The following is a 15782-nucleotide window of genomic DNA, read 5'->3' on the forward strand; positions in this document are numbered from 1 at the left end:
GTGCGACTATCAGGTAAGAAGATTCTGTTAGGTATCACCGGCTGTATTGCAGCCTATAAGGCGGGCTACGTCTTACGCGCACTGATGCGGGAAGGTGCAGAGGTCAGAGTCGTGATGACCAAGGCTGCCTGCGAATTTGTAACACCCCTGACTTTTGAAGCTTTGTCGGGCAGACCGGTCGCTGTCGAGATGTTTCCTCGGGATCAGTTTTCCTCTGTGCAGCATGTATTTGCAGCGGAGTGGGCTGATTTGATTCTTGTTGCGCCTGCGACGGCGAGCATTATCGCAAAATCGGCATCGGGTGTCTGGGATGATCTTCTCTCGACTACAATCGGTGCCGCGCAGAGTCAGGTGATATTTTCTCCCGCAATGAACACATTCATGTGGAATAATCCGGTAACTCAGCAGAATATTGCCAAACTGAAGTCGTTCGGACATGAGTTTATCGATCCGGAGGAAGGCGATCTGGCCAGTTGGGCGGTGGGACCGGGGAGGTTTCCCGAGCCTGACACGATCGTTGAGTTTGTGGTGAATTTCTTTGGGAAGCAGACTGACTTCGTCGGGAAGAGAGTCCTCGTAACTGCTGGTCCGACATACGAATATATTGATCCTGTCAGGTTTATCGGGAATCCCTCGACCGGAGCGATGGGTTTTGCGTTGGCGGACGCTGCTCGGAAGCGAGGCGCCGATGTCACGCTGATATCCGGCCCAACGCAGCTCGAACCGCCTGTTGTCAGCGAATTTTGCTCGATTATATCGACTGATCAGTTGGCGGAAGAGGTTCTGTCTCGAGTCGAGAATGCAGATATTGTAATTATGGCTGCGGCACCCTCCGATTATTCCCCGGCGAACTCATACAGCAATCAGAAGATCAAGAAATCGACCAAGCCGCTGTCGATCAAGCTTTCACCGACTATGGATATTTTGAAGGAAGTCGGTAAGAAGAAGGGCAGCAAGATCGTGGTTGGATTTGCCTTGGAGACTGAGAAAGAAGTTGCCAACGCTCGCAAGAAAATGACCGACAAGAAGCTCGATATGATTGTCGTCAATAATCCAAATGCCGAAGGGGCCGGTTTCGGAACCAAGACGAACAAAGTCACTATTCTCAGCGGCAAATCAAAGGCCGAGAAGTTGCCATTGATGTCTAAGCGCGACCTTGCCGATGAAATCCTCAACCGCATAAAGAAACTTATCTAATCATGCCTGACCCGTGGGATTTGGCAGAAATTGCTGAAACGGCCAAGAAGGCTCTGTTGCAGGCTGAAGAGCTTGGGACTGGTGCGCCGCAGATCGGAACCGAAGTGCTGAAGAGCATTAGCCTCGGCTCCGGGTCCGAGGATAGTGCGAAATTGCTGGCTGAGTTCAATTCAGAGATCAAGAATTGTACTCTTTGCAGGTTGCATGAAGGGCGAAACAAACTTGTGTTCGGAGTCGGCAATCCCGATGCGGATGTGATGTTTGTCGGTGAGGGTCCGGGGCGCGACGAGGACCTCAAGGGCGAGCCGTTTGTGGGACGTGCCGGGCAGCTCCTAGACAAGATTCTTGCGGCGATCGGCTTTGATCGGTCGATTGTCTACATCGCCAATATCGTGAAATGTCGCCCTCCGCAAAATCGCGATCCACAGCCGGACGAAATGACGACCTGCATGCCGTATCTTTTTCGCCAGATTGAAATCATCCAGCCAAAGCTGATTTGCTGCCTCGGGCGCATTTCGGCTCAGGCGCTGCTTCAGACCACGCAGCAACTCGGAAAACTACGAGGCCAGTTTCACGATTTCCGGGGCATCAAGCTGCTGGTGACATATCATCCAGCCGCGCTGCTTCGATTCCAGCAGTACAAGCGTCCGACATGGGAAGATGTCCAGATGCTTCGCGCCGAGTACGACTGGATGATCGGCAAGTAGCTTCTAATCACCAAGACCACTCAACCAGTAGCGAATCACCAATTCAGCAGTTCATCTCTTCGTCCAATGACCGGCTACCCAGACATGGCCACGACCCTGTCTCTTGTGATAGCCCGGCACCCAATTTCCTCTGGGATTCCTCTCCCAGTGCCCACTGTTCCAGACGTACATGTGATTATTCCACTTCCAGTAACCATCGATCCAGACAGCTTTGGGGCCCGGCCGGGGTGGTTTGATCTCCGACTTAGTTGGTGGCGGCGCTTCGGTGATGACCATCGGACCAGCACAGCTGTAAGCGTAAAGTGCTATCAGCGCGATCATCCCGAGTACGAACAATGTTTTTCTCATATATTCCCCTTTCATATCCACTATCGGCCGATTATCTGCGATGTCCATATTGAGGATCATAGAACTTGCGGTAAATGTGATGCGGCGTTCATTTCGAAACACTTCTGCGAGGTGACCTATGCGGATTCTTGCGTAATGGCTGTGGATATGGCGCATGGGATGTACCCCAGCCACATTAACGATGGCAGATTTCGGAGAATCCTGCACTACAATCGTGTCGAGAGGGTTCGTTCTTGACCGGCGCGTTGGGATTGTGTATTTTAAGTCATTAATCCCACTTCAGGGTGTGGGCTGCCCAGTGGTTTTGAAGGGTATAGTCTGACAATCATACTAACGCAGGGAAGCTTCCGATGGCAGGTTCAGATACATCACAGAAACAGCCCCCTCATTCAGTTGAAGCCGAGCGCGCGGTACTAAGTGCAGTTCTGAATTACAGAGACTCCATTCATGACGCAGCCGACGTTTTGACCCCGGAGTGTTTTTACGATGGTCGCCATGAGGTCGTATTTGCATCAGCTATCGAGCTCTACAATGATGGCATCCCGATTGACCTTGTAACGATTTCAGATGACCTGACCAAGAAAAGCAAGCTCGACAAAATCGGCGGAATCGAGATGCTGACCGATCTGTTGACCGTGGTATCTTCGTCTGCCAATGTCCGCCACCATGCCGAGATTATCTATGACAAGTTTCTTCTACGGCGGCTAAAGCGAGCTGCTGATGATATATCTATTCAGGCTCGCAATGCCGAGGAGGGTGCAGAAGAAATCATAAACCACGCCGAGAACGAGATATTCAGAATCAGCCAGCGGCGACTTGGTGAGGGGTTCGTGTCGATAAACACGATCCTCCCACGCACATTCGATGAGATCGAAAACTACCGTCAGCGCAAAGGTTCGATCATCGGGACTCCGACCGGCTATCATGATCTCGATCGGATGACATCGGGACTCCAGGACAACGATCTGATTGTCGTTGCCGGGCGTCCATCTATGGGCAAGACTGCGCTTGCTCTCAACATCTGCGCGCACATAGCGATGGAAGAGAAAAGAGGAGTGGGGTTATTCTCGCTCGAAATGTCCGCAAACCAAATTTCGCAACGGATGCTCTGCGCCAAAGCACACATCAGTCCTCACATGCTCCGCTCCGGGATGCTGCGGGATGAGGATTATACCCGGCTCGGAATCGCTGTCGGACCACTCTCCGAGGCGCCGATATTCATCGACGATTCACCGAACATTAGTATTCTCGAACTGAGATCCAAAGCGCGCAGGTTAAAAGTGCGTGAGGATATAGGACTGCTTGTGATAGACTATCTGCAAATGATGCACGGAGGAGCATCCTCAGAGAGCCGTCAACAGGAAATATCACAGATTTCGAGATCGCTCAAGGCTCTTGCCAAAGATCTCAGCATTCCGGTGATGGCAGTTTCACAGCTCTCTCGTGCTCCTGAGATGCGCGGGGGCGACAGACGACCGCAGCTTGCGGACCTTCGTGAATCGGGCGCAATCGAGCAGGATGCCGATCTTGTAGCATTTGTTTATCGAGAAGAATATTATCTGGAAAGGACGCCGGATGGCTGCCCGCCCGACAAGCAAGGGATTGCCGAGATAATTGTCGCAAAGCAGCGTAACGGTCCGACAGGGGTTGTAAAGTTGACGTTCCTGAAGGACTACATCCAGTTTGTCAATCCTGAGTTTCACCACAGGGAGCCGGCTGGCGTCGCGTACGATGATGATAATGCGGGGGATGTGCCGTTTTGATATTTCTGCGGTACCTTGGGAGAGTCACAACGTCGCTCTTTTCTGATCTCGGTGGCATCTGTCTGATGCTGGCCGGGGTCATTCGTTCGCTGCCCTCACAATTCAGACATTTCGGACTTATCACCGAACAGATGCTTCGAATGGGTGTGAATTCACTCCCGCTGATCGTATTGACATCGATATTCACCGGGGCGGTGTCCGCATGGCAGGCGGCGTATCAGATGGAGGGCTATGTCCCGCTCAGATACCTCGGCACTGGCGTGTCGAAGGCCGTTTTCATTGAACTGGCACCTGTGTTGACTGCTCTTGTCGTTGCCGGTCGTGTAGGAGCCTCAATAGCCGCCGAACTCGGGACGATGCGGGTAACGGAACAGATCGATGCCATGGAAACGATGGCTATCGATCCGATCGGCTACCTCGTGACACCGCGTATCATATCCGGAATGATCATGCTGCCGGTGCTAGTCATTTTCGCTGATATCATTGCCATTCTGGGAGCGCTGGCCGTAGCTACCGCACTTCTTGGCATCGAACCGGAACTGTTCATGAACGGGATGAAGGCTTTTTTCAGAGTGTCTGACGTGCTGTCGGGACTGGTCAAGGCGGTGTCATTCGGAGTTATCATATCGACACTCGGCTGTTTCCACGGCTTCAAGGCATCTGGCGGCGCAGAGGGCGTCGGCCTTGCCACAACAAGAGCGGTCGTAACATCATCTGTCTTGATATTAGTATCTGATTATGTAATCGCGACACTGCTCTTCAGGGTTGGATGAGATGATTCGAATCGAGAATCTGCATAAGAGTTTTGATGACAAGCTGGTGCTCCGGGGAGTCGACCTCGAAATCCTCGATGGCGAGGTTATGGTCATTCTTGGCTCGTCCGGCTGCGGCAAGAGTGTCCTGTTGAAACACCTCATAGGTCTGATGATGCCGGATGAAGGCAGCGTGATAGTCGACGGAACGGATATCACCTCTTTGTCCAAGAGAGCGCTGTACGAAGTAAGGCGCAATTTTGGGATGCTGTTTCAATCTGCGGCCCTGTTTGATTCAATGACAGTATACGAAAACGTTTCGCTCGGTCTTACTGAACATTCACCCCTGTCGGAAGCGGAGAAGCGCGAGATAGTGAGAGACAAGTTGGAATTGGTCGGGCTTTCCGATACCGAGGAGATGTCTCCATCTGAGCTTTCTGGTGGTATGCGAAAGAGGGTCGGGCTGGCGCGAGCGATTTGCATGGATCCGGCAATAGTGCTCTACGACGAGCCGACGACCGGACTCGATCCTGTCATTGGTGACACGATAAACGATCTGATCCAACGACTGCAGAGTCGTCTAAACATAACTTCTGTCGTAGTGACTCACGACATGCGGTCGGCATTCATGGTCGCCGATCGGATGGCTATGCTAAGCAACGGGAAGATTCATTTTGTCGGAACATCAAAAGAAATCGAAGCATCAGATGATCCGGAAGTACGCGAATTCCTTGCGCATCGATAAGATGGCAATCAATCTGTTAAGTTGAATTTATGGCCACTGCTGAAAAAACGATCTATGTCTGCCAGTCGTGCGGATCGACTTATCCGAAATGGTCGGGCAAGTGCGTGCAGTGTGGTGAGTGGAACACGCTGACTGAAGAGAAGCAGAAGAAAAAGACACAGAGGCAGATCGACAGCGACCGCCTTGGGACAGTCGTGACTCGTCTCGACAAAATCGAAACCTCGGACAACTTCCGCGTGCCGACTGCTCTTGGTGAGTTTGACCGAGTTATCGGCGGTGGGCTTGTCGCGGGTGCGTCGCTGCTGCTGGGTGGCGATCCCGGGATCGGGAAATCGACGTTGTTGCTGCAGACAGCCGGAAGTTTGGCATTGAACGGTCAGTCGGTGCTATATGTCTCGGGCGAGGAATCGGCTGAGCAGATAAAGAATCGCGCAGATCGGCTCGGGATAATGTCTGACAGAGTGACTGTCGCCACAACTACGGAGATGCATGAAATCAAGGCTATCATCGATCGGGAATATCATTCGTTTGTGATTATAGACTCGATCCAGACATTGCGTTCGCGGGAATACGAGTCATCGCCGGGAACCGTGACCCAGATACGCGAATGTGTAGCCGTGCTACAGGACATCTGCTCCGCGAGAGGCATGTGCCTGCTGCTCATTGGACATATTACCAAAGAAGGCGCAATAGCCGGTCCGAAAGTCCTCGAGCATATGGTTGATGTGGTTTTGTATTTTGAAGGCGAGAAGAATCATCTCTATCGGATTCTGCGCGCAGAGAAGAATCGGTTCGGATCGACTTCAGAGATCGGTATCTTCACAATCGGTGGCGCCGGCCTTGAGCCTGTCGCAAATCCATCACAACTTTTCTTGTCGGAGCGCACCGGCGGCATTTCCGGTCAGGCAATCGTCTGCTCAGTCGAGGGCGCTCGACCGATTCTCTTCGAAATTCAGGCGTTGGTTGCGGATTCATCGTACGGAGTTTCTCAGCGAGTGTCATCCGGCTTTGACCAGAAGCGATTGAGTCTGTTGCTTGCGATCCTCGAAAAGAAGCAGGGATTTCGCCTTGCGGGCAAGGATGTGTTCGTCAATCTGGCTGGAGGATTGCGAATCGATGAGCCTGCAATCGATCTTGGAGTGATGAGCGCAATAGTGTCGAGCCATCAGGATACGCCGGTGAGAAGCGATTCTGTGCTGGTCGGCGAGGTCGGACTGGGCGGGGAGATACGGTCCGTTCCGAAGCTTGAAGCGAGAATCAAGGAGGCGATTAATCTCGGTTTCTCAAGAATTGTCGTCCCCAATCGAGGGCTGGGTGATTTGAAAAGCAAGTCGGGAATCAAGATAGTGCCTGTGTCGACACTCGACGAGGCATTCAGAGCTGCATTAGAATAGAGCAGGAGGGTACTGTGGCCAAAACATTGATCAAACCAGACGGGTTCATGGTTCCACTGCCTGCGACCCTGCTCTCCTGTCAGAAGCCGGGGGAGACACCTAACATCATCACGTTGTCATGGGTCGGTGTGCTTTGCAGCGAACCACCGCTGATCGGAGTCGGTATCAGGCCCGGCAGATATTCTTACGGCATTGTGAAGGAGACCGGTGAGTTTGTTATCAATGTGCCAAATGAAGATCAGGTGGCTGCGTCAGATTATTGCGGGCATGTTTCCGGCCGCAAGAAGGATAAATTCGCGGAGTGTTCGTTAACAGCGGAAAAGGGTAGTGTCGTTTCGGCGCCGATCATCAAGGAATGCCCCATTAATATCGAGTGCAGAGTGACTCAGTCGATTGTGCTCGGATCGCATGAGCTTTTTATCGGCGAGATAGTCGCAATACAGGTAGATGAGAATTGTCTCAACGACAAAGGTCATGTCGATATCGGCAAAGTGAAACCATTTGTGTATATCCCCGGTTCGAGTGAGTATGTCGGTGGATTTGACAACCTTCTCGGCAGGAGTGGGTTTGCAGCAAAGAAGCGAACGATGCAATAGTGCATCGTTGTTGCGATATTAGATCGCAATTAGTGGAAACAAAGTGAGGCGAAAAGTGAGTGGAGCGAAAAGTTGGCACAGACTACTTGAATATCGAGATTGGATATTCGGAGTGATAGCGGCCGCAGCGGCAGTAATTGGCGTATGGAGTTACTTGCAGCAGCCGGAATTGAGATGGCGACACATTGAAACCACTGAACATATGACAGAATCGGGAGATCGCGGACAATATACACTGTTAATCGCCAACAAGGGGTTACGTGATGCCTTTAATGTAACGTTCGTGGCGAGTCTGGAATATGGTCAGTTAGACTCAGCCAATTTCAATCTCGGACTTTCTGATACCCAGTCAGTGGTACTAGGGCAAACTGACATTGAGATCGGACTCTCGCGAATACCCAAAGGAAGCGCATCAGAGATCTACGTTTTCGCCAGTTCGCAGGATAGTCTGCCGAGAGAATTGGAAGTTATCAAGCTAATAGGTGATGAAGTGCAGGGCGAAGAGTGGGCTCCAGTAACCAGAGTGTGGAAAGCGGTCTATTCAGGAGTTGTTCTTCTTCTACTACTACTGTGTATCATCAACATTCGCCGATTGCGATTCCCGAAAGTGCGGTCAGGCGGCTATGAATCAAGTATGACGGATATTGTAACGCAAGACGCTTTGGATGAAATCAAGACAATAGGGGCATTTGAATTAAAGGCTGATACAGAGGATAGCAGTTATGAATGGAAGACTGAGCATTTAGCTGGCCTTGAGTGGCTCCAGAATAGAATTAAGAATGCCAAGAAGCAGATTTCGATTGTATCGTACTCTTTTGTGTCACTTGAGACCCAGCTTGAGCAAGCTCTCGAGGAATATCTTCAGAAAGACAGTACTTGTCGTTTGCGCATTCTCCTTCTGCAACCGCATTCTCCTAGTTTCGTACAGAAGACACTACTGGAGTCATTCGATCGCCAGGCAGAGTTATTTACGCCGAGTCAATGGAACAAAGCCGCTATGGAATTGCGAAAGTTGCATGCCCATGATCTAACCCAGACGTTCTCGATTGTTAAGAGATGGTCCAATAAGTACGGTGCCGAAAGGGTAAAGTGCAGAACGTACTTTGATACGCCGTTATTTGCAGGTTTCCTCTTTGATGATGATGCATTTTGTCTTTCGTCTTACTTCCTCGATCCGGTGATGCGTGGGTTCCACAGTCGACGACTTTGCGTGGAAAGCTGCGGCAATTCCGATGATCTGCAAGTTCTGCGGAAGATCTTTCAGAACTGGTTCACTGTTAAGTTTGCGATGGGGGGCGAAGCCGGTTGAAATCTATCTCGATCAACTGGGTAAGGAGAAGTCAACATATGTACGCCATAGCCAGATCTTACAATGCGCCTCGCTTGCGAGGCTTAATCAAGAGACTTGACAGTAGTGATCGGTTTACGGCGATTGTTGTTGTAGTCGATAGCGATCGGGACTCAACTGGGACTGCAGACAGTGTTTCAGCTATGCGGACACGCACATCCATACGAACAGTCCTTCTGGAGAACTATGGATGGTCCAGAGCCTTGAATGCCGGTATTGATGCCTTGCCACGTCAGCAGCACGAGAATGAGCTTGTCATGATGATATCTAATGAGGTCGCAATCACGATACCTCAAATCGATGCGCTTGCTGAGAAGGCATCCTCGAAAGATGCTTCCTGTAGTTACGTACACTTTAAAGGGCGGTCAGAACCGACTTATTTTGTTCCCAGAAACACGTGCGCAGTGTGGAGGAGAGGTGTTTTTGAAAGAGTGGGACTTTTTGACGAAAGGTTTGATCACAAGACTGGCATGGAGGACTACGAGCTGGTTTTGCGATCGTATAGAGATGCATCACTGCTTCCTTTTCTGGCCGCGAGAGGCGTTCCTCTTCGGCTTCCGGAGACTCTTAATCTTGCTGAGAAGCTAGATTGGGAAAGCCGCGGGTTGCTCTGGATCAACTCGCTGTATAGCGAGCATGTTGTATCAGCGATCGAGGCGCACCTTGCTTCGCAGTTTATATAGGAAGGGATTTGAAATCTGCCTCTGGCTGATGGTTTTGATCGTTCTTATAAGCGCGATCCTGATCTTAGATTACAACGTACAATGAACTTCTTCGCAAGCACAGTCACTACCCTCGCATCAAAAGTACTCACAATATTATTCGGCACACTCACCGGAGTGCTTACGGCGCGAGCGCTCGGACCATCGGGGCGCGGTACTCTGTCTGTTATCCTCTCGACAGTTTTGATCGGCGTCATATTCGGTGAGTTTGGCTTGATCGAGGCCAACGCATACATGGCGGCGGGAGACCGACGCAAATCGGCCAAGTTGACTGTCAACAGCCTCTGGAGCTCTATGGGATTTGGAACATTGACCGGCTGCGTGATCGTAGCGCTCTATTTGATTTCGCCGGACATTTTCGAAGCAATTCCATTGAGTCTTATGATTGTCGGACTGATATCTGTTCCGTTCGTGATGCTGGGATTGATGCTGCAGCGCATATATCTGGGGCAGAATCGAATTGTGCAGTTCAACGCCTATGATCTCATTAGTAAGCTGCTGGTATTGATACTGACTTTTGTCGGACTCTATCTTCTGCATGTGACACTTTCAACCTATCTAATGATTTACGCGGCCATATTTTGTTTTTCGGGAGTGATATTCTTTCTGGGGCAGAGAGTGAGCCTCTCAACGATTATGAGACCCGATCTCGGTGTGCTCAAAGAATCGCTTCGATATGGATTCCGTGCGTACATAGCGGTGTCACTGCCGTTTGTTCTCTCTCGACTTGGACTTTACTTCGTGAACGCACAACTCGGAGCGACCGAAGCGGGGCAATACTCCGTTGCGATGCAGGCCAATGATTTGTTTCTGATCGTACCTGGCGTCATCGGCACTCTGCTTTTCTCCAGAGTGGCAGCCGACCAGAAGACTCATACACTGACTCTTAAGAGCTTCAGATTCATGCTGATGGTTATGCTGCCCATTTTCATACTGGGGCAAATCTTCACACGAGAGCTGGTGCTGTTGCTTTTTGGTGCTGACTTTTTGCCCGCAGTGCTTCTTATGCGAATCCTGTTCATCGGCGGATTCGCAACTGGTCTCGGGGTCATATTCTTGAATGATCTGGCAGGCAGAGGTTATCCTCTGTTCATAGTCCTGATGTGGCTTCCATTGTGCGCGATAAACGTAATCCTGAACCTGGTACTGATGAATCTGTGGGGCACCGCCGGCGCAGCAGCATCGCTGGCGGTTACGTATGTATTGGGATTCATAGCTGCGGTGCTCTATTTCAGATATTACGTCAAGGTCAGAGGTTGGAGCGGTTTCCTGCCGAGGCCGGGTGATTTCACTGACCTGATTCAATCCTGTAAGACCGCTGTGGCTGGCCTGACCGGCAGAGGTGAGACTAGACAGTGATGAGTAAGACACGATTTAGGATATAAGAGGCAGGTTTCGGGCAAACTTACACAGCCAGTCGCCTGCACAGCCACCGACCGCGTTTATTATTTGCCTGTTTTACGAAAATGTGATTGCCTTGGATCACCTTTGTATATATTATCGATTCGAGAACATCCACAGGAGAAGATGGTGATCCAAAGAAATCTGTTGCCGGTTAATAAGATAATCTGCGGGAATTGCGAAGAAGTCTTGAAGGGATTCCCTGAGGACTCGGTGGATCTTATCGTTACATCTCCACCGTACGCCGATAGCAGGAACAGTACATATGGCGGCATACATCCTGATGAGTATGTGGACTGGTTTTTGCCCAAGGCAGTTGAATTCCATCGTGTTCTAAAACCTACGGGAACATTCATATTGAACATCAAGGAGAAGGCCGTCCGTGGAGAGCGCCACACTTATGTATTACAGTTGATACTCCGGCTCCGCGAAGAGGGTTGGCTTTGGACGGAGGAATTCGTGTGGTACAAGAAGAACTGCTATCCAGGCAAATGGCCGAACAGATTTAGGGATGCATGGGAACGATGCCTTCAATTCAATAAGCAGAAGAAATTCGCCATGTATCAAGATGAGGTTATGGTGCCGATGGGAGAATGGGCCAAATCGCGGCTCAAGAACCTCAGCGAAACCGACAAAATCCGGGATGAGTCAAGGGTCGGTAGCGGTTTTGGCAAGAATATTTCCAATTGGCTCCGGAGAGATAAGGCTTATCCATCAAATGTCTTGCATTTGGCCACCGAATGTTCTAACAAGAATCACAGCGCGGCATTTCCCTTGTCGCTGCCAGAGTGGTTCATTAAGCTCTTCACCAAGAGAGGCGACCTCGTGCTTGATCCCTTTAATGGATCGGGGACTTCTGCCATTGCCGCCAGGAAGCTGGGGCGGAAGTATATCGGCGTGGATTCGAACCTCGAGTACTGCTTAATGGCCGAGAGGCTTCTGAAGAGCGAAGACAGGCAGGTAGTCATATGGAACAACTGAGTTTGAAGGATGTAGAGAAATTTGTTAGCACGGAAATCGTCACCTTTCACAAGAACAAACTTGAGATTTTGAAGCGGAAAAAACTTCAGAAGCTTCTAAGAGATAAGAATCCGTATCTCTTCAAGGCCAAGAACATTCTCATCGCCTCGGACTTGGTTACCAACATAATGGATGCTTACCTGTATGCTTCTGAGGAGAAACTCTTCGGTGATTTTCTGGAGGAACTGGCGATTTTTGTTGCCGGAAAGACATACGGGGGAAGAAAGTCATCGGCAACTGGCATTGACCTAGAGTTTGAGAAGTGTGGTAGACATTATCTGGTTTCAGTGAAATCTGGACCCAATTGGGGAAACAGCTCTCAACAGAAGAAGCAACAGACTGACTTTCAGAAGGCAGTCGGAGTACTCAAGCAGTCCCGATCTGAAGCTATGGTCGAACCAGTTCTGGGAATCTGCTATGGCAAGTCTAAGACGAAGCATCTAAGAGGTTACACAAAGGTCATGGGACAGCTCTTCTGGAATCTTCTTGGCGGCAATCCAAATCTGTATACTGACATAATTGAACCGTTAGGTCATGATGCGAAGAAGCACAATGAAGAATTCTTGAAACAAAAGGCAGTCATAATCAACACATTTACAGCGGAATTCCTGAAGGAATTCTGCGGCAGTGGCCAAATATGCTGGGATAAGCTTGTCAAATTCAATAGTGGAAACATGACGGACGATGCTTCCTAACGTGCTGCTGGCCGCGGAGATGGTAAAAACGCCACATTGCAGAATTGTCGGGCACTTGCTTCAGTATACATGCTCACCAAAAGGCATACTTCGCGAACATGGTAATACATTTCAACATAATACATTATGATCCTTCTTCCCGTGCGCGCACGGGTGAAGTGACGACTGCGCATGGGACATTCCCGACGCCGGCGTTTATGCCGGTCGGGACTGCGGGTGCGGTCAAGGCTGTATCCGCCGATGATCTCGAAGCGCTCGGTTTTGATATCATCCTCGGTAACACATATCATCTCTATCTGCGTCCCGGCACCGATGTTATCGAACATGCAAGTGGATTGCACAGATTCAATTCATGGAAGAAATCGATCCTGACCGATTCGGGTGGATTCCAGGTGTTTAGCCTCGGTGAGTTGAGCAAAATCAATGACGAGGGTGTGACGTTCAAATCGCATCTCGATGGGTCATCGCATCTCTTCACGCCGGAAAAAGTCGTCGATATTCAGCGGATACTGCGGTCAGATATCATGATGCCGCTCGATCAATGCGTAAAGTTCCCGACGGAGCACGATGATGCGGCCAAGGCGGTCGATCTGACGCTCGACTGGCTGAAGCGATCTGTTGATGCATGGAGGCCGCTATCAGATAAGCAGGCGCTGTTCGGAATAGTGCAGGGATCAACGTACAAAGACCTTCGAACCATAGCGGCCGAGACCACAGTCGAACTCGAATTGCCCGGTTATGCAGTCGGTGGGCTGTCTGTCGGGGAGCCGAATGATCTGATGCTGGAGCTTGCCGATCACACTGTGCAGTATCTCCCGGAAGATCGACCGCGATATCTGATGGGGCTCGGTACTCCGGTCGAGCTTCTGGAAGCAATCGCCCTCGGCTATGATATGTTCGACTGCGTGCTTCCGACCCGCAACGCGCGCAATGCGACCCTCTTGACCACCAATGGTCGAATGATAATCAAGGCAGCTCGTTATAAGAGAGATTTTCGTCCAATCGATGAAGATTGCGGCTGCCTGACCTGTCGGCAATATCACCGGGCGTATTTGCGCCATCTCTTCAATATCAATGAGCCATCAGCTCTTAGATTATCCACGATACACAATCTCTACTTCACATCGCGCCTGATGCAGGATTCTCGCAAAGCCATTGCTGACGGTCGTTTCGGGGTGTTTCTGGAACAATTCAAAGGCCGCTATGTTAATAACGACAGGTAAAAAGTACTTGACTTTGGCAGACTTAGGGCGAAATTAAGTGGTTTGTCGAAGTAACGGGCTAAACAGCAGGAGGTAGTTTGTGATTCACTTTTTGTCAGGATTCGCCGCTAACCCGGAATCGGGCGGGGGAAATCCGCTTATGCAGATGCTGATATTTTTCGTGCCGATCATTTTGATCATGTACTTCTTCATGATTCGCCCTCAGAAGAAGCGGCAGAAAGAGCATCAGGATCTGTTGGCAGCGCTGAAAACGGGTGACAAGGTAGTCACCAATAGTGGTATGATCGGCACAGTTGTCGGTATTCACGACGATAAGAATAAAGTCGTGCTCAAAGTGGCCGATCAAGTTAAAATAGAGTTTGTAAAAAGTTCAATAGCTGGACTTGTAGAAAACTGATTGAGCAGGTATGGCTGGAAATCTTGTTCGAAAGTATGGTGATCCGGTTCTGAGAGAACCGTGTGAACCGGTAGTGGTATTCGATGAGGAGCTGAAAAGATTTGCGGAGAAGATATTCTCCATTATGAAATCCGCCAATGGCATCGGATTGGCGGCTCCCCAAGTGGGAGATACTCGGCGTATGTTCGTAATTGATTTGTCCTCGCAGACTTTTGACGCTGAGCCGATGGCTTTTGTAAACCCCGAAATAGAGAGCACCGATGGCACAGAGACCGCCGAAGAGGGATGTCTATCATTCCCCGGCCTCTTCTTACAGGTGGTTCGCGCCGAGAAGATTACGGTGAAATTCCAGGATCTGGAAGGGAAGACTCATCGTATCGAAGCGACCGGTCTCGCAGCCCGTGCGATCCAACATGAGAATGATCATCTAAACGGGGTTTTGTTCATCGACCACATACCTTCAGTAGATCGAGAGATCCTGGCCGGCAAGCTCAAGAAGATCAAAGTCGGCTGAGTATGCGTCTGATTTTTTTTGGTAACCCCAAATTTGCTCTGCCCAGCCTCCAGCGATTGGCGTCGTCCCCGCACGAGATAATGTGCGTAGTGACCTCGCCTAACCGCGCTGCGGGACGTGGCAGGAAGCTTCATGTGCCGGAAGTCAAGATTGCGGCCGAACAGTATGGGCTGCCTGTTTTACAGGTAGAAGACTTGACAGATTCCTCCTTTCTGGAGAAACTTGCCCAGTTAGCTGCTGCTCTGTTCGTAGTCGTCGCATTTCGGATCCTTCCGCCGGAATTGTTGGCAATACCGGCGCTCGGTGCGATCAACCTGCACGCTTCACTGCTGCCCAAGTACAGAGGCGCCGCCCCAATCAATCATGCGATAATGGCGGGGGAAACAGAGACCGGTGTCACGACCTTCCAGATAAAACAAAAGGTTGATACAGGAGGGATTCTCGTACAGCGAAAAGAGAGAATTCTCCCCGATGACACTTACGACAGTCTGTATGACAGACTGAGTCTTCTGGGGGCTGATGTTTTGCTCGAAACAGTCAATGGCCTTGAAAAAGGCATTCTTGAACCGGCGGAGCAGAATCCTGCTCTTGCGTCAAAAGCGCCGAAAATCAAACCGGAACAGGGAGAGATCGACTGGTCGCAGTCCGCTGAGTCCATCAACAACCGTATCAGAGGATTCTGCTCCAAACCGGGAGCTTATACCTTTCGAAACGGAAGCAAGCTGAAGATATTGCGAAGTGAAGTCTTGCATGCCGCGAAGAATTCTCCGGAGGACGGAAGCTTGGTTATGGAAAGCGGTGTGGACGGTCTCGTGGTCGCGACTGGCGATGGCTGGTTGAGACTCCACGAAGTCCAGCCGGCGGGCAAGAAGCGAATGAAGGCTGAAGATTACCTCAGGGGTTATCCACCAGTATCCGGCGAAGCGCTCGGATAATCAGACGCTCCGATCACGCAGAGAG

General features: G+C 50.5%; 17 protein-coding genes. 16 read left to right on the plus strand and 1 reads right to left on the minus strand.

Annotation, left to right across the window (positions count from 1 at the left end; genetic code table 11):
* Together coaBC and KKH67_06690 are read left to right on the plus strand one after the other, a co-directional pair.
* A complete protein-coding gene (gene coaBC / locus KKH67_06685; GenBank protein MBU1318870.1) occupies window positions 1-1197 on the plus strand; it encodes a bifunctional phosphopantothenoylcysteine decarboxylase/phosphopantothenate--cysteine ligase CoaBC in 1197 nt (398 codons plus the stop codon).
* A 2-nt stretch (window positions 1198-1199) separates the two neighbouring features.
* Window positions 1200-1904, plus strand: a complete 705-nt coding sequence (locus tag KKH67_06690) for a uracil-DNA glycosylase (protein ID MBU1318871.1) — start codon at window positions 1200-1202, stop codon at window positions 1902-1904.
* A gap of 51 nt (window positions 1905-1955) precedes the next feature.
* Here KKH67_06690 and KKH67_06695 read toward each other — a convergent pair whose 3' ends face one another.
* Window positions 1956-2252, minus strand: a complete 297-nt coding sequence (locus tag KKH67_06695; protein ID MBU1318872.1) for a YXWGXW repeat-containing protein — start codon at window positions 2250-2252, stop codon at window positions 1956-1958.
* A gap of 350 nt (window positions 2253-2602) precedes the next feature.
* Between KKH67_06695 and dnaB the strand changes: the two genes are divergently transcribed.
* The 14 genes from dnaB (at window position 2603) to fmt (ending at window position 15757) form a co-directional block, all read left to right on the plus strand.
* Window positions 2603-4015: a replicative DNA helicase gene (gene dnaB / locus KKH67_06700; GenBank protein MBU1318873.1), complete on the plus strand. Its 1413-nt coding sequence runs from the start codon at window positions 2603-2605 to the stop codon at window positions 4013-4015.
* Between the two features lie 65 nt (window positions 4016-4080).
* On the plus strand, window positions 4081-4788 hold the full coding sequence (locus KKH67_06705) for an ABC transporter permease (protein MBU1318874.1): 708 nt from the start codon (window positions 4081-4083) through the stop codon (window positions 4786-4788).
* A gap of 1 nt (window position 4789) precedes the next feature.
* A complete protein-coding gene (locus KKH67_06710; protein MBU1318875.1) occupies window positions 4790-5512 on the plus strand; it encodes an ABC transporter ATP-binding protein in 723 nt (240 codons plus the stop codon).
* Window positions 5513-5541: 29 nt separating this feature from the next.
* Window positions 5542-6906 carry a DNA repair protein RadA gene (gene radA / locus KKH67_06715; GenBank protein MBU1318876.1) on the plus strand — a complete coding sequence of 455 codons (1365 nt, stop codon included), beginning with the start codon at window positions 5542-5544 and terminating at the stop codon, window positions 6904-6906.
* 14 nt (window positions 6907-6920) lie between these two features.
* Entirely contained in the window at window positions 6921-7502 is a 582-nt protein-coding gene (locus KKH67_06720) for a flavin reductase family protein (protein ID MBU1318877.1), read from the plus strand.
* 55 nt (window positions 7503-7557) lie between these two features.
* Window positions 7558-8811 carry a hypothetical protein gene (locus tag KKH67_06725; GenBank protein ID MBU1318878.1) on the plus strand — a complete coding sequence of 418 codons (1254 nt, stop codon included), beginning with the start codon at window positions 7558-7560 and terminating at the stop codon, window positions 8809-8811.
* Between the two features lie 38 nt (window positions 8812-8849).
* Complete coding sequence (locus tag KKH67_06730) at window positions 8850-9533, plus strand: hypothetical protein (GenBank protein MBU1318879.1); 684 nt, start codon at window positions 8850-8852, stop codon at window positions 9531-9533.
* Between the two features lie 81 nt (window positions 9534-9614).
* The gene (locus KKH67_06735) at window positions 9615-10931 is read left to right on the plus strand and encodes an oligosaccharide flippase family protein (protein ID MBU1318880.1); all 1317 of its coding nucleotides are present in this window, start codon (window positions 9615-9617) and stop codon (window positions 10929-10931) included.
* 168 nt (window positions 10932-11099) lie between these two features.
* Window positions 11100-11954, plus strand: a complete 855-nt coding sequence (locus KKH67_06740; protein ID MBU1318881.1) for a site-specific DNA-methyltransferase — start codon at window positions 11100-11102, stop codon at window positions 11952-11954.
* Complete coding sequence (locus KKH67_06745; protein ID MBU1318882.1) at window positions 11942-12688, plus strand: cytosolic protein; 747 nt, start codon at window positions 11942-11944, stop codon at window positions 12686-12688. Before KKH67_06740 ends, KKH67_06745 begins: the two co-directional genes overlap by 13 nt.
* Window positions 12689-12786: 98 nt before the next feature.
* The gene (gene tgt, locus KKH67_06750; GenBank protein ID MBU1318883.1) at window positions 12787-13911 is read left to right on the plus strand and encodes a tRNA guanosine(34) transglycosylase Tgt; all 1125 of its coding nucleotides are present in this window, start codon (window positions 12787-12789) and stop codon (window positions 13909-13911) included.
* A 139-nt stretch (window positions 13912-14050) separates the two neighbouring features.
* Window positions 14051-14308, plus strand: coding sequence for a preprotein translocase subunit YajC (gene yajC / locus KKH67_06755; GenBank protein ID MBU1318884.1), 258 nt, complete (start codon window positions 14051-14053; stop codon window positions 14306-14308).
* Window positions 14309-14318: 10 nt separating this feature from the next.
* Window positions 14319-14822, plus strand: coding sequence for a peptide deformylase (gene def, locus KKH67_06760; GenBank protein MBU1318885.1), 504 nt, complete (start codon window positions 14319-14321; stop codon window positions 14820-14822).
* A gap of 2 nt (window positions 14823-14824) precedes the next feature.
* The gene (gene fmt, locus KKH67_06765; GenBank protein MBU1318886.1) at window positions 14825-15757 is read left to right on the plus strand and encodes a methionyl-tRNA formyltransferase; all 933 of its coding nucleotides are present in this window, start codon (window positions 14825-14827) and stop codon (window positions 15755-15757) included.
* The last annotated feature ends 25 nt before the right edge of the window (window positions 15758-15782 follow it).

This window comes from Candidatus Zixiibacteriota bacterium, from assembly GCA_018820315.1.
In the GTDB taxonomy this organism is placed as follows: domain Bacteria; phylum Zixibacteria; class MSB-5A5; order JAABVY01; family JAHJOQ01; genus JAHJOQ01.

Bases quoted from the DNA above. Each gene is read 5' to 3' on its own strand.
- KKH67_06690 (MBU1318871.1), top strand. From the start codon at position 1,200: ATGCCTGACCCGTGGGATTTGGCAGAAATTGCTGAAACGGCCAAGAAG.
- KKH67_06695 (MBU1318872.1), bottom strand. From the start codon at position 2,252: ATGAGAAAAACATTGTTCGTACTCGGGATGATCGCGCTGATAGCACTT.
- dnaB (MBU1318873.1), top strand. From the start codon at position 2,603: ATGGCAGGTTCAGATACATCACAGAAACAGCCCCCTCATTCAGTTGAA.
- KKH67_06705 (MBU1318874.1), top strand. From the start codon at position 4,081: ATGCTGGCCGGGGTCATTCGTTCGCTGCCCTCACAATTCAGACATTTC.
- KKH67_06710 (MBU1318875.1), top strand. From the start codon at position 4,790: ATGATTCGAATCGAGAATCTGCATAAGAGTTTTGATGACAAGCTGGTG.
- radA (MBU1318876.1), top strand. From the start codon at position 5,542: ATGGCCACTGCTGAAAAAACGATCTATGTCTGCCAGTCGTGCGGATCG.
- KKH67_06730 (MBU1318879.1), top strand. From the start codon at position 8,850: ATGTACGCCATAGCCAGATCTTACAATGCGCCTCGCTTGCGAGGCTTA.
- KKH67_06735 (MBU1318880.1), top strand. From the start codon at position 9,615: ATGAACTTCTTCGCAAGCACAGTCACTACCCTCGCATCAAAAGTACTC.
- KKH67_06740 (MBU1318881.1), top strand. From the start codon at position 11,100: ATGGTGATCCAAAGAAATCTGTTGCCGGTTAATAAGATAATCTGCGGG.
- KKH67_06745 (MBU1318882.1), top strand. From the start codon at position 11,942: ATGGAACAACTGAGTTTGAAGGATGTAGAGAAATTTGTTAGCACGGAA.
- tgt (MBU1318883.1), top strand. From the start codon at position 12,787: ATGGTAATACATTTCAACATAATACATTATGATCCTTCTTCCCGTGCG.
- yajC (MBU1318884.1), top strand. From the start codon at position 14,051: ATGCAGATGCTGATATTTTTCGTGCCGATCATTTTGATCATGTACTTC.
- def (MBU1318885.1), top strand. From the start codon at position 14,319: ATGGCTGGAAATCTTGTTCGAAAGTATGGTGATCCGGTTCTGAGAGAA.
- fmt (MBU1318886.1), top strand. From the start codon at position 14,825: ATGCGTCTGATTTTTTTTGGTAACCCCAAATTTGCTCTGCCCAGCCTC.